This window comes from Marinobacter lutaoensis (assembly GCF_001981305.1).
In the GTDB taxonomy this organism is placed as follows: Bacteria; Pseudomonadota; Gammaproteobacteria; order Pseudomonadales; family Oleiphilaceae; genus Marinobacter; species Marinobacter lutaoensis.
Genome location: NZ_MSCW01000007.1, coordinates 363930 through 385097 on the forward strand (window position 1 = coordinate 363930; position 21168 = coordinate 385097).

The 21168-nt window shown below is 59.4% G+C and carries 18 protein-coding genes; 5 read left to right on the forward strand and 13 right to left on the reverse strand.

Features of this window, described 5'->3' with window-relative positions:
- Nucleotides 1-234 precede the first annotated feature (234 nt).
- The 5 genes from BTO32_RS11250 to BTO32_RS11270 are packed head-to-tail and all read left to right on the forward strand — an operon-like array spanning nucleotide 235 to nucleotide 9980.
- Nucleotides 235-432, forward strand: coding sequence for a type II toxin-antitoxin system antitoxin (locus tag BTO32_RS11250; RefSeq protein ID WP_076724731.1), 198 nt, complete (start codon nucleotides 235-237; stop codon nucleotides 430-432).
- Nucleotides 429-3554: an anti-phage-associated DUF499 domain-containing protein gene (locus tag BTO32_RS11255; protein WP_076724732.1), complete on the forward strand. Its 3126-nt coding sequence runs from the start codon at nucleotides 429-431 to the stop codon at nucleotides 3552-3554. The genes BTO32_RS11250 and BTO32_RS11255 overlap by 4 nt, the downstream gene beginning before the upstream one ends.
- 4 nt (nucleotides 3555-3558) lie before the next feature.
- The gene (locus BTO32_RS11260) at nucleotides 3559-4179 is read left to right on the forward strand and encodes an anti-phage-associated DUF3780 domain-containing protein (protein WP_076724733.1); all 621 of its coding nucleotides are present in this window, start codon (nucleotides 3559-3561) and stop codon (nucleotides 4177-4179) included.
- A 3-nt stretch (nucleotides 4180-4182) separates the two neighbouring features.
- Entirely contained in the window at nucleotides 4183-7212 is a 3030-nt protein-coding gene (locus BTO32_RS11265; protein ID WP_245820319.1) for an anti-phage-associated DUF1156 domain-containing protein, read from the forward strand.
- Nucleotides 7213-7235: 23 nt separating this feature from the next.
- Entirely contained in the window at nucleotides 7236-9980 is a 2745-nt protein-coding gene (locus tag BTO32_RS11270) for a phospholipase D-like domain-containing anti-phage protein (RefSeq protein WP_076724735.1), read from the forward strand.
- 21 nt (nucleotides 9981-10001) lie between these two features.
- On the opposite strand, the gene BTO32_RS11275 is transcribed toward BTO32_RS11270, so the two are convergent.
- From BTO32_RS11275 to BTO32_RS11335, 13 genes are all read right to left on the reverse strand, one after another.
- Nucleotides 10002-12536: a S8 family peptidase gene (locus BTO32_RS11275; RefSeq protein WP_076724736.1), complete on the reverse strand. Its 2535-nt coding sequence runs from the start codon at nucleotides 12534-12536 to the stop codon at nucleotides 10002-10004.
- Between the two features lie 8 nt (nucleotides 12537-12544).
- The gene (locus tag BTO32_RS11280; RefSeq protein ID WP_076724737.1) at nucleotides 12545-13531 is read right to left on the reverse strand and encodes an AAA family ATPase; all 987 of its coding nucleotides are present in this window, start codon (nucleotides 13529-13531) and stop codon (nucleotides 12545-12547) included.
- A gap of 63 nt (nucleotides 13532-13594) precedes the next feature.
- Nucleotides 13595-14038, reverse strand: coding sequence for a lysozyme (locus tag BTO32_RS11285; RefSeq protein WP_076724738.1), 444 nt, complete (start codon nucleotides 14036-14038; stop codon nucleotides 13595-13597).
- Nucleotide 14039: 1 nt separating this feature from the next.
- Nucleotides 14040-14498, reverse strand: a complete 459-nt coding sequence (locus tag BTO32_RS11290; RefSeq protein ID WP_076724739.1) for a hypothetical protein — start codon at nucleotides 14496-14498, stop codon at nucleotides 14040-14042.
- A gap of 2 nt (nucleotides 14499-14500) precedes the next feature.
- Nucleotides 14501-14788, reverse strand: coding sequence for a DUF6127 family protein (locus BTO32_RS11295; protein ID WP_022993575.1), 288 nt, complete (start codon nucleotides 14786-14788; stop codon nucleotides 14501-14503).
- A gap of 113 nt (nucleotides 14789-14901) precedes the next feature.
- Nucleotides 14902-15873 (reverse strand): contractile injection system protein, VgrG/Pvc8 family, encoded by a 972-nt coding sequence (locus BTO32_RS11300; RefSeq protein ID WP_076724740.1) that lies wholly within the window; start codon nucleotides 15871-15873, stop codon nucleotides 14902-14904.
- Nucleotides 15874-15877: 4 nt separating this feature from the next.
- The gene (locus BTO32_RS11305) at nucleotides 15878-16087 is read right to left on the reverse strand and encodes a tail protein X (RefSeq protein ID WP_076724741.1); all 210 of its coding nucleotides are present in this window, start codon (nucleotides 16085-16087) and stop codon (nucleotides 15878-15880) included.
- Nucleotides 16087-16482 carry a phage tail protein gene (locus BTO32_RS11310; RefSeq protein WP_076724742.1) on the reverse strand — a complete coding sequence of 132 codons (396 nt, stop codon included), beginning with the start codon at nucleotides 16480-16482 and terminating at the stop codon, nucleotides 16087-16089. The genes BTO32_RS11305 and BTO32_RS11310 overlap by 1 nt, the downstream gene beginning before the upstream one ends.
- 34 nt (nucleotides 16483-16516) lie before the next feature.
- On the reverse strand, nucleotides 16517-18826 hold the full coding sequence (locus BTO32_RS11315; protein ID WP_076724743.1) for a phage tail tape measure protein: 2310 nt from the start codon (nucleotides 18824-18826) through the stop codon (nucleotides 16517-16519).
- A 136-nt stretch (nucleotides 18827-18962) separates the two neighbouring features.
- On the reverse strand, nucleotides 18963-19208 hold the full coding sequence (locus tag BTO32_RS11320; protein WP_076724744.1) for a phage tail assembly protein: 246 nt from the start codon (nucleotides 19206-19208) through the stop codon (nucleotides 18963-18965).
- Nucleotides 19205-19453 carry a hypothetical protein gene (locus tag BTO32_RS11325; RefSeq protein ID WP_076724745.1) on the reverse strand — a complete coding sequence of 83 codons (249 nt, stop codon included), beginning with the start codon at nucleotides 19451-19453 and terminating at the stop codon, nucleotides 19205-19207. The genes BTO32_RS11320 and BTO32_RS11325 overlap by 4 nt, the downstream gene beginning before the upstream one ends.
- Nucleotides 19454-19467: 14 nt before the next feature.
- The gene (locus BTO32_RS11330; protein ID WP_027853040.1) at nucleotides 19468-19971 is read right to left on the reverse strand and encodes a phage major tail tube protein; all 504 of its coding nucleotides are present in this window, start codon (nucleotides 19969-19971) and stop codon (nucleotides 19468-19470) included.
- A 10-nt stretch (nucleotides 19972-19981) separates the two neighbouring features.
- Nucleotides 19982-21160 (reverse strand): phage tail sheath C-terminal domain-containing protein, encoded by a 1179-nt coding sequence (locus BTO32_RS11335; RefSeq protein WP_076724746.1) that lies wholly within the window; start codon nucleotides 21158-21160, stop codon nucleotides 19982-19984.
- Between the last annotated feature and the right edge of the window lie 8 nt (nucleotides 21161-21168).

Consider the following 21168-nt stretch of genomic DNA (forward strand, 5'->3'; position numbering starts at 1 on the left):
CTAGTAAAGTCAGCAGATATAGCCCCACTTGGGGCACGGCCCGGTAAAGCACGCAGGGTGGCGGATAAACAGCTAAGGTTGTTAAGGCGCTACTGATGTACACCCTCCCCAACTCTCCAAGTGGTTGTTTCCCTGGGATCTTCAGGCTGCCGGGCACCCCATCGCCTTCCGATTGTACTCAGCACTCCATTACAGTATATTGCAGTACATTTGCAGGGGCTCCTGGAGGGGGATATGGCCACCACCAAAACCGCGACGCTCACCTTTCGGATCGATCCAAGTTTGAAGGAGGCGTTGCGCACCGCGGCTCAGCAGGAACACCGCTCCATCGCCAACATGGTGGAAGTGCTGATTCGGGATTACTGCGAGCGGCATGGTATCGCCATCGAAAGCCCTGGAGAGACCGACAACAGTGGGGAGCATTCAGTATGATCAAGACAGTTAAACAGGCCTGCCGCTTTAACCCGGTTATCCAGGATTATCGGATGAGCTCAGGGATCGAGAATCTGGCGGATCTGATTAACGATGCCGGGGATGGTCGCGAATTCTTCGCCAGAAACTTCGTCACCCACGGCATGGATCAACTGTTCCGCGAGGGCATGCTTCGCCTCTCTGGGAAATCCGATCAAGCGGTGTTCGAACTCACCCAGGCCATGGGCGGCGGTAAAACCCATATGATGATCGCCCTCGGCTTGCTGGCCAAGCATTCACACCTTCGCCCCGAGGTCTTGCCGGCAGAGTTGAATGAGCGTATCGAGTTCGGCAATGCGCGCATCGCTGCTTTTAACGGACGAAACAACCCGGACAACTACATCTGGGGTGAAATTGCATCCCAGCTAGGTGAAGAAGAAGCGATCAAACCTTACTGGATCAATGGCCCCAAGGCCGTGGACCAACGCAAGTGGAAGGAAATTATTGGCGATCAGCCCACCTTGATCTTGCTCGACGAGCTTCCGCCCTACCTGCAGAATGCCTCAACCCAGATGTTCGGCAATGGCACACTCGCCGATATGGTGGTCTACAGCTTGAGTGCGCTGATGAGCGCTGCTCTGGAGCTGCCGAACTGCTGTATCGTCATCGCCAACCTTTCCGGCAGCTACAAGGCGCAGACCAAAGCACTGGCCGAAGCCATAGACAACCTTCAGCAGGAAGCTCGCCGCCAGGCAATGACCATCACGCCGGTGCAGCTGGCCGGCAATGAAATCTACGAAATCCTCAAGAAGCGCTTGATCGACGAGCTCCCCGATGAAGACACCATCGCGGAGATTGCGGAAGAATACGCACAGCAAGTCAAAAAGGCCGAGGATGGCGGCTATATCGTCGCGGCCAGTATTGAACAGATCGCGGAGCAGGTGCGAGAAACGTATCCCTTCCACCCCTCGTTCAAACACCTGGTCGCCCTGTTCAAGGAAAATGAAGGCTTCCGCCAGACCCGCGGTCTGATGCAGTTCACCGCACGACTTCTCAAGAGTGTGGATCAGCGGGAAACCGATGATGTGTTCCTAGTGGGTACCCAGCACCTCGACTTAAACGATGCTCAAGTCAAAGATGAAATCGAACGCATCGCTCCCAACCTGATCCCTGCGATCACGCACGATATCGCCGATGATGGCGACGCGATTGCAGAGATGATTGACAACGAGCTCGGTGAAGACGCAGCCCAACAAGTCATGACGTTGCTTCTGGCATCCTCCCTGTCTCGCGCCGTAGGCGGACGCATTGGCCTATCTGAAAGCGAGATCATCGAGTTTCTGGCCGCGCCAAACCGCAAAGCGGACGCCTTTCTCAATGCCTTGCAGCGGCTAAGGGAACAGGCGTGGTACCTGCACCGAGAAGATCAACGGTTATTCATCAAAGAGACGGAAAACCTCTCGCGCCAGATCGAGCGTAACGCCAAAGAAATCCCCCAGCCCAAGATTGATCAGGCACTGATAAACCGGCTCAGTGGCATTTTGCAACCCGTTCGCAAGAACGCCTATCAGGACGTACAGGTGCTACCACAGCTGGACGAACTAAAACTGAGCGGCCCTCGTGTGCTGATTGTCATCAAGCCAGATGGCAAGGTGCCGCCCAGCGAGCTGCAGAACTTCTTCGATTACCAGCAGGAGAAGAACAACCTGCTGGTACTCACCGGGCAGGACAGCCACCTCACCGACGCTGTCGAGGATCGCCTGCGTGAGCTCTACGCCATCGAGCAGATCAGCAAGCGGCTTAAACCAGGTGACACCCTGTACGAAGAAGCCCGCGATCGCATGGAAGAGGCCGAGGACCGATTCAACAAGGCCCTCTCTGCTGCTTACAACCGCGTTTATTTCCCCAGCGTCGACGACATCGACGGCCGTGAGTTTCTGGCTCCTGTCACGATAGATAACGGATTAAAACTGGGCGAAGGCGATCAGTCGGCCGAGGCACAAATTGAAGCCCTCCTGGCCAGCCCGCGCGCCAACTACAAGCTGGCGATGGATCTGGCAGACGACTTCAACCAGTACTTTGCCATGGCCGAGGAATACCTCTGGCCTGCGGGCAAGGAAAACCGTCGAACCCCATGGAAGGACGTGGTTTCCCGGGCCAAAAGCAACCCTGCCTGGCCGTGGATGCCGGGTGCAAGTGGTATGGACACCCTCAAAACAGAGGCGCTCAAACAAGGTCGTTGGCGGTTGGGCGAGGATGGCTACATCGAGAAAGGCCCCTTCCCGAAGGAGAAAACCAGCGTCAACGTTTCTCTTGTGGGCACCCACCCTGAGACGGGGGAGTCCATACTCAGCCTGACGCCACGCCATGCAGGCGAAAGCCCGGTAGTGTATTACTCCACCAAGCCCGAGTTTTCCGGAAGCGAGCCGCAGGTGGATGACCTTGAAAACTTCCACACTGCCGAGGGCACGCTCTATTTCCTGGTTAAAGATCCCACCGGTAAATACGAGGTTGGCGCACCGGCCCGCTGGTTAGCGGATTTGAAAATTCGCCATCAGGTCTCCCCCGCTGGCGATAAGCGCACTGTCACGCTGCAGTCCACCCCCAGCGCCGAGATGCACTACACCCTGGATGGCTCCAACCCCAAGGATGGCAAACTCTACGAGGGGCCTTTCGAAATCGGCCCCGAGGCGGTGCGACTGCTGGTCCACGCCAAAGCGGGCGAAGCGACCAAAAACGCTGACTTTCAGATTCCTGCCAGCGGTGACAAGCAGGTCCAGATCGACGACACCAAACCGGCACGTCTGGCAAGCGGAAAGCGAGTGTCCCTGGATACGACAGACCGGGTGTTTGGCGTGATCAATCGGTTCCGGGACCAGGCCGGCACCCGCTTCAAAGGGGTGAGAATTGAGATCGGAGAGGGTGAAAACACCGTCACCGTGCGCTTTCAGGAGCGGGAGGTCACGGCAGCCATGATCGAAGGCACCGTCAACAGCTTAAGGGACGTTCTGCAAGACCCTCAGGCAGCGGTGGCTGTCACGGTCGCGGATGGCATCCAGTTTGAAAGCGGCTTCGAGGCCAAGGAGTTCGCCAAGATAGCCGGCCTCGAACTGCGCCCGGGCGATGTCGCCCAGGAGGAATAACACCATGTCCGCAGCGCGCGCCAGTCGCAGTACCAAAGCCCAGCATCAGGGGGTAACCCGGACGTTGGGTTTTGGCGTGCCCGCCACCTCCGACCCGCACCATTTTAAGGTCATCATCCCCAAAGCCAACACCGGCCGGGTACAGATCAGCGAATACCTGGGGCTGCAAACCCAGAGCGCGGAACTTGCAGTGATCGACCGTGTGCTGCTGGAGCGTCCGCGCTGGACTGCGATCCGTGCCGAAGTGCAGCGCGCCTTCAACGCCCGGCTTAAGGCCCACAACCTTAAAACCTCCGCCTGGAAGGTGGGGGAAAACCCGGTGGATCGTCTGCTGGGCAAGGAGCTCTGCGTGCTGGCCTGGGCGGTGGAAGGGATGGATATGGACAAGATTCCCGTGGCAGTACGCAACTGGCTTGCGTTGCGGCCAGAGGAACGCTGGTGGCTCTTTGGCATGACCGCGATGAGCACAGGCGGTGTCAAAGACGGCAACAAGGGTTGGCGGTTGGCTCTGCGCCACGCTTTGGGAGACGTGGCCCAGAGCGAACTGCTTCAGCCCCAAGCCCGCAAACAATTTTCCCGTCAGGGCCTGGACTTACCCATGCCCGACCTATTCGATAGTGAGTAACCCATGACGGAAGACACAACACAAACAAACACCATGGCTCTGACACCATTCGCACTTAAGGACGCCCCGGCGCTGATCGAAGCAGTCTTTCCTGCGCAGAAGGTTTCCTTTGAAGCGCAAAAAGAGCGTAAGGCGAACCTCGGGCAGACCTTGACGGGTCTGGGTTCTTATTGGAAAGGCCGCAAGCCGCTCATTTTGGTGCGTGCGATTGTGTTGGGCAGCTTACTGCCGCAAACGGGGGATGCCGAAGCAGACCTTGCTATTTTCGAGAAACTAATGGCCTTCGATGACGAAGGCCTGGCTCGGCGTGCTTTGGTTCAAGGCGCGCTCAAGCCGAAGGATATTGCAGCCCGAACCGAACTGAACAACCCTTGGGACTATTTCAGTTACACCATCAAAAACAGCCGCTTCACCGCCGAGCAGATTGAGTCCTGGTGCTGCCCTTTTGACGCCGATAAGGAAGGAGTCACTTTACGCTGGCGCCGAGACATCGAGGAGCGCGATAAATTAGTGCTCTATCGTAAAGCACTGGCCACTTTTGCCAGCTACGAAGAGAAGGCCGCCCTGTGCAAACGTCCGGAAGAGGTGGATCAGGACTGGCTCTATGCCCCGGTGTGGCCCGCCGTCAACCGCCACTACGCGCATTTGGGCATCGAGGCCCATTCCTTCCCGGAGCTGATCGAGCAACTGGGCATCCTGCGCTATGGTCACCGCCCCCGCGTTGGCGACACCTTTTGCGGCGGCGGTTCCATCCCGTTCGAGTCGGCACGCATTGGTTGTGATGTCTATGCTTCTGACCTTAATCCTATCGCCTGTATGCTGACCTGGGGCGCGCTCAATATCATCGGCGCCTCCCCCGAGCGCCGTGCCGAAATCGAACAGGCCCAGCGTGAGGTGGCAGAGGCGGTGGATAAGGAAATCACGGCGCTGGGCATCGAGCACGACGAACATGGCAACCGTGCCAAGGCCTACCTCTACTGCCTCGAAACCCGCTGCCCCGAGACAGGCTGGATGGTGCCCATGTCTCCATCTTGGGTGATTTCCAAAAGCCGTAATGTCATCGCCAAGCTTATCCCTGACCAGGAAAACGAGCGCTTCAATATTGAGGTAGTCAGCGGCGTTTCCAAGGAAGAGATGCAAGCCGCCGAGAAGGGCACCGTTCAGGACGGCGCCCTGGTCTATGAGCTGGACGGTAAAGTCTACCGTACACCGATTAAGACCCTGCGCGGCGACTACCGGTTACCCGACGGTACCACCGGCAACAGGCTGCGCCGCTGGGAGAAACACGACTTCAAGCCCCGGCCCGACGATATCTTCCGGGAGCGGCTCTACGCCATCCAGTGGATTAAAAAGGAGACTCTGGATAAATCTCGGCAGGAGACCTTCTTCGCCTCGGTCACCGAGGCCGACCTGGAGCGGGAAAGAAAGGTGGAGCAGATTGTGGCTGACAACCTTACCCGCTGGCAGGAAGAGGGGCTGTTACCTGATATGGAAATCGAGCCAGGCTATAACACAGATCAACCTATTCGCGAGCGCGGCTGGACCTATTGGCATCATTTGTTCAATGCGAGGCAGTTGCTGCTCTTTTCAAGGTACTTTCAGTACTCAACGCCCGAGGACTATGTATTCAACGCCAAGTCGCTGGACTGGAATGCCAGAATCGCTAACTGGATGAATCACTGGGAAAAAACGAACAATGTCTTTTATAACCAAGCATTAAATACTTTCTATAACTACGGAATCCGGTGTTTTGTCAGCCATGAGGCAGGGCGCTCCTTTGGCTTTGCGAACAGCCCACTTCCCAAAGTGGCTAAATATATAAGCTGTCATGATGCAACTGCACTAGAAGCTTCTTCAGATTTATGGGTTACTGATCCGCCCTATGCGGATGCTGTTCACTATCACGAAATCACCGAATTCTTCATCGCCTGGCTGCGCAAGCATCCACCCAAGCCATTCGATGAGTGGACATGGGACTCCCGCCGCGCCCTGGCCATCAAGGGCTCCGGCGACGACTTCCGACGCGGTATGGTGGATGCCTACAGGGCCATGGCGGAGCATATGCCGGACAACGGCATGCAGTGCGTGATGTTCACCCATCAGGATACGGGCGTCTGGTCCGATATGGTGGGCATCTTCTGGGCGGCGGGCCTGCAAGTGGTCGCCGCCTGGTATATCGCTACCGAGACCACCTCGGAACTGAAAAAAGGCGGCTATGTACAGGGCACGGTGATTCTGATGCTGCGCAAGCGGCCCGCCGGCGAGCGGGCCGGCTTCAAGCAGCGCATACTGCCGGCGGTGCGGGCTGAAGTTAAGCGCCAGATCGAGACCATGATGCACCTCAACGACGAGGTCAAGGACAAGCACGGTGAGCCGGTGTTCAACGACTCCGACCTGCAAATGGCCGGGTACGCCGCCGCCCTCAAGGTGCTGACCGCCTATACCACCATCGGCGGTGAGGATGTCACCCGCTTTGCGCTGCGTCCGCGTGCCAAAGGTGAGGTCACCGTTGTTGACGAAATCGTGCAGCAGGCTGCCGAGGCGGCCAATAGCCTGCTGGTACCGGAAGGCTTGGGTGCAGAAACCTGGGCCCGGCTGTCCGGCATTCAGCGCTTTTACCTGCGCATGATGGACATGGAAACCACCGGCGCGTCCAAACTGGATAACTATCAGAACTTCGCCAAGGCCTTCCGGGTACAGGACTACGCCAGGGTCATGGCGGACATGAAAGCCAACGCGGCCCGCCTCAAGCGCGTCACTGAATTCACCTCCCGCGACCTTACCGATAGCACGGAGATCGGGCCAACCTGGCTGGGCCATCTGATCATCGGTTTGCAGCAGGTACTGGCCGAGGTGGAGCCGCAGGCTGTAATCCAACAACTCCAGCAAAACCTGCCGGACTTTATGGAAGTGCGCCCGCTCCTGATCGATATGCTTAGCTTTATGGAGAGAAAAGCACCGGAAACCACAGTGCGCGAAGCCGCCGAAGTACTCGGCGCAAGGCTCAAAAACCTGAGGGCACTGGGACAGTAATGTCAGTGGACGGATGCTAACCCATGACCATACGCCGGTTTTCCTCCCGCACCCATCGGCTGGATCGCTCATTTCTGCTGGAGCACCTCAAGGGCGCACGCAGCTATAAACGCATCGCGGGCTATTTCACCAGCTCACTGTTTGAAGTCGCCAATGAGCTATTGGAATCGATCCCTGAGGTCAAGATTGTCTGCAACGTGGATATCCATCCGGACGACCTCAAAGTCGCCCAGTTGCGCGAATCTAAGATGATTGGCCGCTGGAACGAACAGGGGCTGGAGGCTGAAGCGCTGCTCAACCGTGAACGCTATCGCCGCCTGGATGCCTTCCTGGTGCAGCATGGCCAAGCGGTGCGTGTGGCGCCGGATAGCATCTGCGGTTTTCTGCACGGCAAGGCTGGCGTCATCGAACTGGCTGATGGACGCAAGCTTGGCTTTATCGGTTCGATGAACGAAACCCGTAGCGGGTGGCAACGCCACTACGAAATTCTTTGGGAGGATGAATCAGCCGAAGGGGTGGCGTGGATCGAAGAGGAGTTTGACTTCCTTTGGAATGCCGCCCGACCACTACCTGAGGCCGTGATACGCGAAGTGCGCAGGCGCGGCTATCGCCGGGAAGTGGTGTTTGACGAGATAGACGATGACGAGGATTTGGCACCGGCGGCGCTGGTGGAATCACCTCTTTACCGGGAAGGCCTGTCCCTTCAGCCCTGGCAGCAAGGGTTTGTCACGGAATGCCTGCGTCATTACCGTAACCACGGCATTGTAAGACTGTTACTGGCGGATGAAGTGGGGCTTGGCAAGACACTTTCTCTGGGTACGGCCGCTCTGGCGTTGTGCCTTCTCAGCGACAAGGAACAGAAAGCGCGCCGGCCGGTAGTGATCTTCGCTCCGGCGACGCTCTGTGAGCAGTGGCAGACGGAGATGATTGATAAACTCGGCATCCCCTGTGCCCGTTGGGATACCCAAAAGAAAGTCTGGCTGGACTATGATGGCCGCACAATATCCGCCGCAGGCCGCGAGCAAATCGCCAAGTGCCCGTTGCGCATTGGGATTGTCTCCACTGGTTTAATGATGCGCGACTCGCTGGAAAAACAACATTTGCTGGGTTTGCGTTACGGACTGGTCATTCTCGACGAGGCCCATAAGGCCCGCAGCCGCCAGGGATTTGGTCGCGACGCGGGCACTCCCAACGAGCTGCTTGCGTTTATGCGAGAGATCTCCGCAAGGGCAGATCACGTTTTGTTGGGGACGGCTACACCGATCCAGACCCGACCAGAAGACCTATGGGACCTGATGGGCATTCTCCATCAAGGCAAGGGGCAGTTCGTTCTGGGCAACGATTTCGCCAAATGGCATCGCCCGCGGGAGGTGCTACCCATACTGGCTGGAGAGCAAGAAGTTGTTGAACCCTCGTTTGCCTGGGAACTCCTCCGTTCACCACTCCCGGTTGTGGACTCAACACAAGAGCCGCGGGCGCGGCGCTTATACAGTGCCATCCGCCAGGATCTTGGCCTCACAAACGAGGATTGGCAGACAGCAAAGCCATTCACGGATTTGACCGAAGAAACACGCGAAATACTGGAAGATGAACTCCACCGCGAGATGGCCGGTGCGAGCTTTTTTCAACGGGAAAACCCGTTTGTGCGCCATATTGTGCTGCGGAAACGGACAACACTGGAAGATGCCGGTTTACTAACCAAAGTGGGTGTGGATGTTCATCCGGATTCCAGCCTGGCCAAGGAAATTCATCTGTTCAACGCCTTGTTCGAAGGTAAGGCGCTGCGTACCAGCGAGGACTTCCGACAGGCCTATATCGAGGCGCGCAATTTCGGCAAGGCCTTGGCGAAGCGCGGTAAAGGTGGCGGCTTCATGAAGAACCTGATGGAACAGCGTATTTGCTCCAGTATCGCCGCTGGGCTCAGTACTGCACGCATGCTATTGGAAGGTCGCACCGTACATGAAGAGGAAGACGAGCAAGAAGTAGACCTGACCTTGGAAACGGGGGAGGAGCGCACGGTGCTGCAGCGCCTGATCGATCGCTTGGAGCGTATTGAAAAAGACCCCAAGCTCAGCGCTGTGATTCATTACCTGGAGCGCGAAAAGTGGCTCGACCACGGCGTCATCATCTTCAGCCAGTACTACGACACCGCCAAGTGGGTCGCCGACGCACTCGCGGACCGTTACCCGGATGAAGCCATCGGCTTATATGCCGGTGCTGGACGCAGCCGCCTCTATCAAAAAGGTGACAGCGTCTTCAGCGAACGCGAAATATTGAAGAAGATGGTTGCGGAGCATGAGATCCGAATCATGGTAGCTACGGATGCCGCCTGTGAAGGCCTCAACCTACAAACACTGGGAACGCTGATTAACATCGACCTGCCATGGAACCCCACCCGCCTGGAACAACGCATTGGTCGCATCAAGCGTTTTGGCCAAGTGCGCGAGAAAGTCGATATGCTCAATCTTGTCAACGAACAAACCGTAGACGAGACGGTATATGAACGGCTTTCGGAACGAATGCGTGATCGCTACAACTTATTTGGCTCACTGCCGGATACCATAAAGGACGAATGGATTGATGACATCGAAACCCTGGGCGAGAAGATGGATGAATATATCAACGCTCAGAAAGAAGCAACCGGATTTGACCTCCGCTACACCACGACCATGCAGCCCTCTGAAAAGGACTGGAGGGATTGTTCTGATGTTCTGTCACGAAGGGATTTTGCGCAATTGATGAGCACTGGGTGGGGAGCAAGCCGCTAAACGTCCGAGGAGGCTCATCGGCTATATTTCCGTACTGACTTCAACGGCAGTCTCAACCAGGCTCTCGACAACAGAATATATATCGATACTCTCATCGGGCACGTCAATACTGACAATCAGGCTGTAGCGCACGGAGTTTTGCCACCGATCCTGAGCCGTCCGATATTTCCACCAACCGCCCACTGGATAGACAGCTATGGTGTGCATATCAGCCAAGTCCGCGGCCGCGCCTGTCCAAATATCGGAATGCAATGAACCCCGAGTACGCAACTGAGGACCAAGTCGCCAGCCATCATTGGCTCCTTCCGGACCACTGTAATCTTCAGTTTCTTCATTCGCCTTTTGATTGATCGATGCCCGGAAATTTTCCAGCGACTGGCCAGGACGGATAACCTCGAAGCGAAGCCCGTGAGACTGGTAGCTGTAACGTCGACGATACCCTCGGCGCCCTGGATTGGGCTCAATAAAGTAGGACAAGGTTACCCGGAGTTTCACCTCCAACTCAGGCGGTAATTGCTGTAATACCTCAATAGGCCATGGCAACTGGTAGAGCTGCATCTCATTCAGCTTGGGATCATTTGAGTTCGAAGCATCAGCATCTTTGGCAAAGGGCTGCAAACTGTCCTGAGCAATGAGCGTCAAGGCATGATTGGCGCTGTATCTGGCGCGCTCGAGATCAGGTACCCCGTAGCCAACACACCGGAGCATGGTCTCCTTGGACAGCTTTGGGCTGTGTTGCTGGTACAAAAGCCCGAAACGTTCCCACATTTTGGGCGTCCACTCGGCCGAATGCGCTATAAGTGCGCGAATGGTTTCAGGCCAATATTCCGGATATTCAGCCATGAGTATCGCAGCTTGCCTTGAAACCAAAGCACACGCAGCACTGGTATCGGCAGTGGTCTCGAACAGCTGTCCTGTGGTTCTGCCAGATGTTGTTAACAACGAAATAACGTCAGCGTTCGAAACTTCCGTAGCATCTGATGAGAGCAGCCGATTACCGCCCTCTGCAACTACATCCGGCTTATAGGGTGCATGCTTCCTCCAGGCCCAGTTAACTGAGGAACGTGTTGCAGGTGCGACATCGCCCGATTCTGCCAAAGGTGACCATCCGTCGAAACTTGGATCGTCATTAGTAGTCTTTTCGGTATAAGCACCAACCGTGAGAGCATTCCACGCCTGGGCTGGGTCCTCTATCTGGGCAAGGTGAACTTGCTCCCAGTAGTCCAGGTCCGGTGAGATGTCCCTATTGTTACCTGCAGAGATTATAAAAAGACGCTGTTTACCATCTTCCATGCCTGAGGAAAACAGATCAATTTCAGCGGACCAAGAAGACGGCTGCCCGCCTTCTCTCTCCGGCGCAGCAGTTACTGCTAGCGAGTACACACGAGAGCAATCCGGCATGCCTACTTCCAGCTTTGCTGCAGTACCTACAGTAATGGCTCCGTACAGTTCGGGATCGTTGCTACCGGCTGGGGGTAAAATTCGTGCTGATTCAATTCGATGATTCAGCATTATTGGCTCATTACTGACCAAGGCCGCATACAAGTCGCCGAACGCTGCCAATCCAGCCTGCCGAGACCCATGGTCATTGAACGGAGCAAGGGGATTCGTCGGATTAAAGTCATCATATTTCGGCCAATCTGGGTGCCAGCGTTCAGCCTGTTTTTCCGTGCACACCTCACCAAGAAGAGGGTGGTTGTAGTTGACGCCTGTGTCCAAAATCGTCACGGAAGCCGATGCATTCTCGTCGAGATGAAGTCGTCCTTTCAGGTCATCGGCCCACTCATGTTGTTCTTTGGGCGACAACGCAATAAAGACATTCGGCGTTTCCTTGGCCGGCCTGAGTTCTTCGAGGTTGGCGATCAGTTCCGGTGCTCTCTCGAGCTGATGGGCTGAAGCTTTGATCAGGATTACTACGCTGTCAAAGAAACTGAGAGATGTATTGCCCAACTGAGCTCCAATCCGCTCAGCCAATTGATGCGCGATCTGAATAGGGTCTTCGTCTTCTGGTCGTTTCTTTAACCAGAGCTCCCACCACACCTGCTGCTGTGGATCAGCTGGGTAGAGTGACAAATCATCCGTCCAGAATGACTGTAAATCTGCAAGCTTGATCTCGACGATACTATCAATCAGGTTATGGTTTCTGGGGCCACCCTTCCCATCCTTATCAGGGTCCAAATATTGCTCAATTTTTCGCTGAAATACGTCCCGTCTCGATTCAGGAATAAAAACAACGGCTACTTCACGACCATCTACCTGGCGACAGGAGCGAAGCTTAAAATCACGACTAGTATCCAGACTATCCAGCGGCAGATCACAACCTGGCGTCCCTATGATCTCAACATAGATGCCTATATCGTCTGTGACAGGCTCAGTTGCCTGCTCTCTTTGACTTTGAAACTGCGAGAGCACAGCTGAGTATTGGTGAGATAAGGATCGACCATGTGAATGACGATCTTGTGGTGGAATGACGGGATTACGACCAGTGCGGCGTGATCGAAAAGCCTCATGGTTTGCGAATCCGTCCAGCAGGATATGTGGCTTCCGTTCCGTCATTGGACCTCTTATTGTTTTCCAGACTGACGGCGTTTAATCGCTTTCGTGATCAACGCTGTCGTAATTTTAGTGTCATGATGCAAGACGGCTTCTTTCGCCGCGTCTTCACAGGCGCGGGTTACCTCCGCCGAACTCAACCCATCCGCTGCAGCAGTGATATCCGCCCACGCCAATGAATCGGTATCAAACACAGACAAGCGATTTTCGATGAGCTTTCTGATCTGATCTTGTCCTGGCTTTTCAAATCGGATGATATCGTCAAACCGCCGATAGAGTGCTTTATCAAGCAGCTCGGGATGATTGGTGGCAGCTACTATGATGCTTTCGGAAGCATCCTGCTCTACAAACAACAGAAATGAGTTCAAAACCCTGCGGATTTCCCCAACATCATTCTGAGCACCACGCTGTGTTCCAATGGCATCAAACTCATCAAAGAGATACACCGCACGGGTTCGCTTTATGTGTTCAAATATCAACCTAAGCTTAGCCGCAGTTTCCCCCATAAACCGGGTAATCAAGTTATCGAGCACGATGGTGTACAAAGGCAATTTCAGCTCTGTCGCCAAGACTGCTGCTGACATCGTCTTGCCTGTACCAGGTGAGCCTGTAAACAACAGCTTACGTCGAGGAAAAAGTCCGAACTGAGCAAGCCGGTCTTTTTGGCGTTGTTCCAAAAGAACCTGCTCCAGACGTTCGCTAACTTCACTAGACAACACCAGCTCGCTGCTGCGAACCGTCGAGTGAGTTAGCTCAAGAAGCCCTTTAAGGTCGCCCTTTGGCTGCTGAGCCAGAGGGGTAGGCTTGGCAGCCGCGAGCCCCATATCCTTTAGGCCCTTTTGAGACCTTTCAACCATCGCTTTTATGTCGCTCGCCAGTTTATGGTGCCCCTGACGTGCTTCTTTTGCTGCCACCTGCAAAGCAATAGCATAGAACCGCTGATCGTCGCGATCAGCGTGGCTCTTAAGTAACGCTTTTATTTGCTCAGCTGTAGCCATGGTTTCCTTGTGCCCCCTCGGGTGCAATAGTAGACGATTTTATCCGGTGATAGAACAATAGATTCAGGACCTTAGGTACATCCCCGACTCGGCAGTACGCCTTTTTTCCAAGCCTCTCAACCGCTTACCTCCAGCCCATACCCATCGTCTGAATTGAGGGGGCACCTCAGCATGCGCCTCCCGATTCACCTTCCTCCGCAATGTGGACCGCTGCAGCGCCCCGGCCCCCAGGTTGAAGGTGAAGGACACCAGCGCATCGTACTGGCCGTCGCTTAGGGGCACATCGATCAGCCGCAGGACGGCGCGTTCGGCCACCTGGACATCCCGGCGCAGCAGGTCCTCGGCCTCCTGCTCAGTGATGCCCTGTTGGTACCGGTCCTGCTCATGATCCCGCACCAGATGGCCGTAGCCGATGGTCGGATATCCCGCCGGACAAATGTAGACGGTCGGGCTGAAGCCCTCAAAGCGTTTGATCAGGTCCAGCCCGTCCTGGGTGATGTGCCGCATCTCACTGCCCTCGCGCCTTGGCCAGTGCGCGCTGGCCAAACCAGAAACTCATCACCGCCGCGAAGAGCGCCTGGGTTTCCGGGTCCCAGATCTGCGGCAGGGCCACCACGAAGGCGAGTCCCTGGTCGGCCATCAGAACGTACAGGGCGCTGAGTTTCACGGCGGTGAACAGCAGGAAGAAGGCGTAGGTGATCACCGGGCGCACCGAGGCGCGCAGGCCGTCCACCCATTTCACGCCGGTGAGCCGGTTGTCGTACTTGTAGAGAGCCTGACTCTCGGCGATGTCCGCCTCCACGGCGATCTCTTCCAGGCGCTGGCTGTGCCCCAGCCGCATCTGCTCCATCTGGCGGTCCAGGATGGCGAGTTCGTGTTTGCGGTCCTGGCGGTCCTGCCAGAGCTTGAGCAGGTCGGGAAAGGCGCTGGAGATGAAGCCCAGCAGGCTACCGAGCAGGGTTAGCATGTTTATTGTCCTCCGAACAGTTTGAACTTGATTGCCAGCCCTGCCATCAGGGCCAGCAGCAGGCCGGTGGTGGCGATGCGCACCATGGTCTGCCAGGCGGTGCGCTTGGCGAGGTTCAGTGCCTGCAGCAGAGAGCGCAGCTCGCGGATGTCCTCCCGGGCGTTCTCCCCGTCCAGACCGACGTCGGCCAGTGCTCGCCGAGCACCGCGCTCGGCGGCCCGGCTCAGCATGTCCTCGAGGTCTTCTTGCGGCAGGGTCACCAGGGGTGTGTGCTTGTCCTGTGGCGCCATAGGCCCTCCCAAAAACACAACGACCACTCGGTGGCGGGTATGTTCAGGACGAACGGTATGCCGCGAGCGCATGGATGCGCATGAGCGGCCGTCAGGGTGAATCGGTATTGAAATCAGCGGTTGGGGGTTTCGGCTTCAATGCGAGTGACGAAACCCCGGCCGTCGAGTTGGTGTTCGACCCGCTGGAGCAGCCACACCCCGTCCACCGGGTCGCGAAGCCCCGTCAGTCGGATCTTGCCCTCGGCCTGCAGCGCCGGATTGCCGATCAGGGTCAGTGACAGGGTGGCGTTGCCGCGGCGCAAAGATTCCAGCTTGGCCGAGGCGGCGCGGGTTGCCGCCTCGGCGTCCGGATAGGGGTGGCGCAGGGTGTAGACCGGTTTGCCATCCCCCACCAGCACCGGCACCCGGTCCGCGCCGTTTGGGTCGTGCCACCAGGCGCGCACCGCCTGGTATTTGCCGCGTTCGGACTGGGTCATCCGGTGCCGGCTGACGTCGGTGGCAGTGATAGGGATGGTGGGCAGGTCGCGGCCAGTCGCTGCCTTGGCCTCGCCCCTGGGCACGAACACCAGAAAGCCGGCCACCGGCTTGGCCACAGCGCCGTGCTCCCGTGCCAGTCGGGTCAGCAGGTGCAGATCGGACTCCTCGGTTTGGTCGAGGTGTGTGATGGGAATGCCGGCCAGGGCCTCCGCCACCCGGGGGGTCAACCCGTGCTCGGTAGCGATGGTGGCCACCAGGTCGCCCAGGCTCAGGTCGTGCCAGCTGCGGGTCCTCGGTGCCTTGATGGCCGCGCGCAGGTCCGCCGCCTTGCCGCGAATGGTGAGGCTCGCCGGTGGCCCCGAGTGCTCGACCTCGTCCACCACATACAGCCCCATGCGGCTGAGGCCGGTGCGGCCATCGCCCAGGAACACTTCCAGTTCCACGCCGTGGGCGGGCCACTCGATGCGGCCGTCGCGGTCGTCCAGCAGGATCTCGACGGTGTCGGATTGGATGCCCGCCTCGTCGGTGATGCGCAGAGACAGCAGCCGGTCCCGGATCCGGGCGGTGATGTCCTGCCGATCCGCGAGGATGCGAAAGTCCGGTTTCATACATCTAACCCCACAGGCGGATCGTGGCCTCATTCACCGGCGTACGGTTGAACTCCGGCAGTTCGATCAGGATGCCGGCGGGTAGCACCGGGCCGCGCTCGGCCAGGCCGGGATTGGCCGCCAGTACCGCTTCCACGACTCCTCGAGCCCGGCCGTACCAAGCCAAGCAAACGGCATCAAGGACGTCACCGTCTTTGGTTCGGTAGCGGGCCATCAGTCGTTGTCCTCGCCATAGTGGGTCAGCTGCAGCCGGAAGCCTTGCTTCAACGGTTGCCCGTTGCCCTGGAAGATCGATTGGGTCTCCTCAAGGTGGGTGATCACCCAACGCCCCCAGATGAAGCCGAGGCCGTCCACCAGCAGCAGCGGTTCTCCGCGGCCGGCTTGCCGGCGCATCAGCTCCAGCTGTTGCAGGCCGCCGCGGTAGTGCGGATAGATCACGCCGGTCAGCTCCAGGGTCTCCTCACCCGGCCCGAGGAACTGCTGGGCCGGGCGGCGCAGCAAGCGCTCCTGGGGTTGCCAGCGGTAGGCCTGGCTGCGCTTGAGTTCCTGGTAGGCCGCCGTGTCCACCGAGAAGCGGTAGTCGCCCAGCGCCATCATGGTTTCGTTCATCGGATTGCCTCACGGAAAAACGGCGGGCTTCGCCCTAACCGTCGTACAGTGCCGAGCGCCGATCGGTCTCAGCCCGCAGCCGCTGCGCTTCCAGCGCTTTCTGCACCTCGGCCGCGATGGCCTTCTCGTCCATGCCCGGCTGGGCGTGGATGGTGATCGGTGCATCGATGCGCACGTATCGCGAGGTCTTGTGCACCGGACTGGCCGACTCGATCTGTGGCAGCGCCTCGACCGTCGCCGTAGGGACGGCCATGGCCGGTTGTGCCGCGAGGGCCGAGCCGACGGCCGCCGTCGCGAGCCGGTTGCGGCGCCGGTTCGCCGGCTTGGCCTCGGCTTGTTCATCGTCGCCGAACCAGCCCGACACCTTGTCCCAGGCCTGACCGAGCAATTCGAAGGGTTTGGCCAGCAGTTGGAGCTTGCCCAGCAGCCAGTCCACCGCCCCGGCGGTGAGCGACTTGACGCCCTCCCACAGCCCGCTGAAGAAGGCGCCGATAGGTTCCCAATACTGGATCAGCAGATAGGCCGCGCCAGCCAGAGCCGCGATACCCGCGACGATCAGGCCGATGGGATTGGCCGTCATGGCGATGTTCAACGCCCACTGCGCGGCGGTAACCACGCCCATGCGGGCGGCACTCAGCGCCGACAGGACATTCAGGCGCGTCATCCCCAGCTGCGCCAGAGCCAGTCCGGCACTCAGAGTGCGGTAGGCCGTCACCAGCGACAGCACCCCGCCCTTTAAGAAGGTGTAGGCATAGGCGCCGGCGATGGCTGTCACCTTTAGAGCGATCAGCCCCGCGGTCGCGCCCACGATCACCTTGGTGAGCAAGGGATATTCCTGCGCCGCTCCGGAAACCCAAGAGGCCATGCCGGCGAACAGCTCGGCCCCGGCAGCCACCGTGGGCAGCAGGACACTGCCGAGACTGATGGCCACACTCTCCAGCGCGCTGCCCAGGCGCTTGAGGGCACCGTGGGTGGTGGCGCTCATCTTGCGCGCCATGGCCTCGGCCGTGCCCTGGGCCTGCCGCAGCTCGGCGATGTAGCTGTCCAGGGCACCGCTGCCGGCCTGTTTGAGCAACTCGGTGAGTCCCGCCGAGGCCTCCTCGCCGAAGATCTGCTTGACCGCTTCGGCCCGCTCGGCAGACCCCAACCCCTCGGTGGCCTCGGCCAGCTCCTTGAGCAGTTCCGGCACCGGCCGCAGGTTGCCGTCCAGGTCGGTGACCTCCACCCCCAGCGCCGCCAAGGCATCGGCGGCCGCCTTGGGCGGTGCCGACAGGCGCAGGAAGGCCGCCCGCAGCGCGGTGCCGGCCATGCTGCCCTGGATGCCGACGTTGCCGAGCAGGCCGGCCATGGCCGCCACCTCCTCGATACCGGCGCCGGCGCTGCTGGCGACCGGTGCCGCGTATTTCAGGGTGTCGCCCAGCATCTGCAGGGTGGTGTTGGAGCTGGTGAAGGTAGCCGCCAGCACATCCCCGACCCGGCCCATTTCCTCCGCCTTCAGCGAAAAGCCGCTGAGGATGTTGGAGGCGATGTCGGCGGTCTGGGCCAGATCACTGCCGGCGGCCTGGGCCAGGCTCAACATGCCCGGCGTGGCGGCGATGATCTCGTTGGTCTTGAAACCGGCCATGCCGAGAAAGGTCATGGCGGAGGCCGCCTCGGAGGCGGAGAACAGGGTGCTCTCCCCCAACTGCCGCGCGGTCCGCTCGAGACTTTGCAGGGACTCGTCACTGGCCCGGGTGATGGCGCCCAGCTTGGCGATGGACTGCTCGAACCCCACGGCGATCCGCACCGGCGCCGCCACGCTCGCCCCCAGGGCCACCGCGTCGAACAGCTGGCCGCGCAGGTCTGCGCGCTGGGCCTTGACGGCCTCCTGAGCACGCATGACCCGCGCCAGCCGCTGATACTTCTGGCTCAGGCGGTCGACCGTCGCCCCCAGCCGGACATTGTCACGGGCGAGACCGGCGGTGGAGACGCCCGCACCGTCCAGCTCCCGGCCGCTGCGCTGCAACCGCTCACGCTGTTTGGCCAGCTCCCGGGACAGCCGCTCGGTCTTTTGCCGGGCGGCCTCGAAGGACTGGGTGAGGCGCTGGCTGGGCTGGTCCGTCTGCGCCAGTTCCTTGCGCAGGCGCATCAGCTCCCGGGAGGCGGCGTTGTAGGCCGCCCGCGCTTTGCCCACATTGGCCTCGGCCAGTTCGAACCGGCGGACCGCCGCCTGCTGGTCCTTGAGCTTATCGAGGGTCGCCCCCAGCCGACCCAGCTGTGCCTGGGAGCCCCGTACCGCCTGACGAAAGCTCTGACCCACCGTCGCCCCGATCTGGAGCGCCAGCTTGAAGGACGACGCGGTCATGGCTGTAAATCCTTCCTTTTCGGCAATACGTCGAGCCAGGCCATGAGTTCATGGCCGTCGAGTTCGAGCAGTTCGGTGAGGGACCAGCCGGTGTGGCTGGCGAGGACGACGAGGGCGCGACGGGCGTCGCGGGGCGTCAGGACAAAAAATCCTGATAGGCTTTCTGCAGCTTGGCGTAATCCGCCATGTCCAGATCCAGCAATTGCTCTGGCGTCACCTCACAGAGGTTGGCAAACAGCTGGATCTCCTTTTCCGCATCGCTGCGGGCGCCCTGCTCGACACCGAGCATGTCGCGCACCTTGGGACGGCGCAGGCGCAGGATTTTCACTTGCGCGCCGTCGATGCTGATGGGGTGCTGCAGTTCCACTTCGATGCTGCTCATTGGGCGGCGTCCTCTTTGTTCGAATCGGTGTCGGTGTCCGCGGTCTCGGTGTCACCCGCCTTCAGCGCCTGCACCTCCCGAACGAGCTCACCGATCCGCTCGGCGGCCGCCTTGTCCGGGCTGATGAAACCGCCGTTGCGCAGAGGCCGCGCCTGGGATTCGGTGAGCAGCAGCTCGTCGCCGTAGCTGACCTTCTTGCGGTTGTGGGTGGTGGGCTTGATCACGTAATAGGTGTGTTGGTCCATGAGTGTCTCCTGCTTCAGATACCGAGGGCGTTACGCACCGCGGCCAACTGGTCGATGCCGCCGATGGTGCGCACCATGTTGGGAATGTCGACCTCGTGGACGACCTCGCTGCCATGGGTCAGCTTGTAGTAGCGCAGTGCCATGACCACCTTGAGGGTGGCCTTCTCACCGGGCTTCCAGTTGCCCGGATCCATCTCCCGCACGATGCCTTGCAGGTTCACCACCACCGCGGTCTGGGTTCCCGAGTCAGAAACCACCGCCCCACGGATGGTCAGGGGAGTGAGTTGGCCGGGCGCCAGGCCAAACAGCTTCAGCACCTGTTTGTCGAAGCGGGTCAGGGTGAATTCGCATTCCAGCTTCTCCATGCCCATCTCCACCTCGATGGGCGCGTCCATGCCACCGTTGCGGAACTCCTCGGTCTTGAGGGTCAGCTTCGGCAGGGTCAGCTCCTCCACGTTGCCCGCATAGCCGCGGCCGTCGACGAACAACGCCATGTTTTTCAGGATGTCATCCAGCATCGTCGCCTCCTCAAGCCGCTTCGGGCAGCACTTCCACCAGGTAGTCGTTGACCAGGTGGCTGCGGAAGGTGATGTGTTCCGCCGGGTACGGCGGCGTGAAATCGAAGTCGATGTAGACCTTGCCCTGGGCGATCTGGTCGGGGCTGTTCAGCGCCGGGTCCGCCCAGGCGCGGCCGTTGATGATGGCCCCCACGGTGCGCAGGTGGCGCAGGTAGGCGTTCACCCCTTCCAGCACGTCCTCGAGATAGGTCTTGGTGATGTTGCGATCCACCGCCCACAGATGGGCGCGCAGCAGCGACTCATTGATCATGTCGGCGGTGCGGCGCACGCTCAGGAAAGCCCACTTGGGGTCGGCCGAGCAGCTGCGGTTGCCCCACAGGCGGAAGCCGTCCTTCTGGATGATGGTGGCCACCTCGTGCGCGTTGAGGAAGTTGGCCCGGGCATTGGCATCGCCCAGCGCGAAATCCACGCTGCGCACCGTGCCGGTGATGCCGTAGATCTCCCGGTTGCTGGGCGACCACCAGAAGCCTCGCTCGCTGTCCGACTTGGCGATCAGGCCGGCCACGCGGGCGCTGGCCGGACGCGCCACCTCGCCGTTGCTGCGGGTATCCCACACTTTCACCCAGGGATCGACCAGGTAGACCCGCGGGCTGCCGAACCGCTCGCGGTAAGTGATGGCCTCGGTGTCGCTGGTGTTGGGGCCGTCGGCGATGATCACCGCACGCAACCGGTCGGCCACGCCCATCAGCTCCGCCACCACCGCCGGGTGGTGACTGAACTCCGGTGCGATCAGGATGCGCGGCGTGACCTTGACCTCGCTCTCGGCGGCGAGAAAGGCCTGCACTCCGAGGTACTGCCCGGTCTCCGGATCGATGCCGCCGATCACGTTGGAGAGGGTGTCCATCTCCAGTTCAGCACTACCCTCCGCCACGCGCACCACGACCACCATGGCACCGGCCTGGTCGAAGATGTCGTCCAGCGCCGCCAGCAGGGTGCCGCGCAATCCCAGGGCGGCGGCTTCACCGCGCTTGCCGGCGATCAGCACCGGCATATTGAGGGGAAAGGCCGCCTCGTCCGCCTCGGGTGCGGTACCGATCAGGCCGATCACCGAGGAACGGACCGTCTGGATCGGACGCGGGCCGCTGTCGATTTCGACGACCTCCACGCCGTGTAAAAACTGTTCTGCCATGAGAGTCT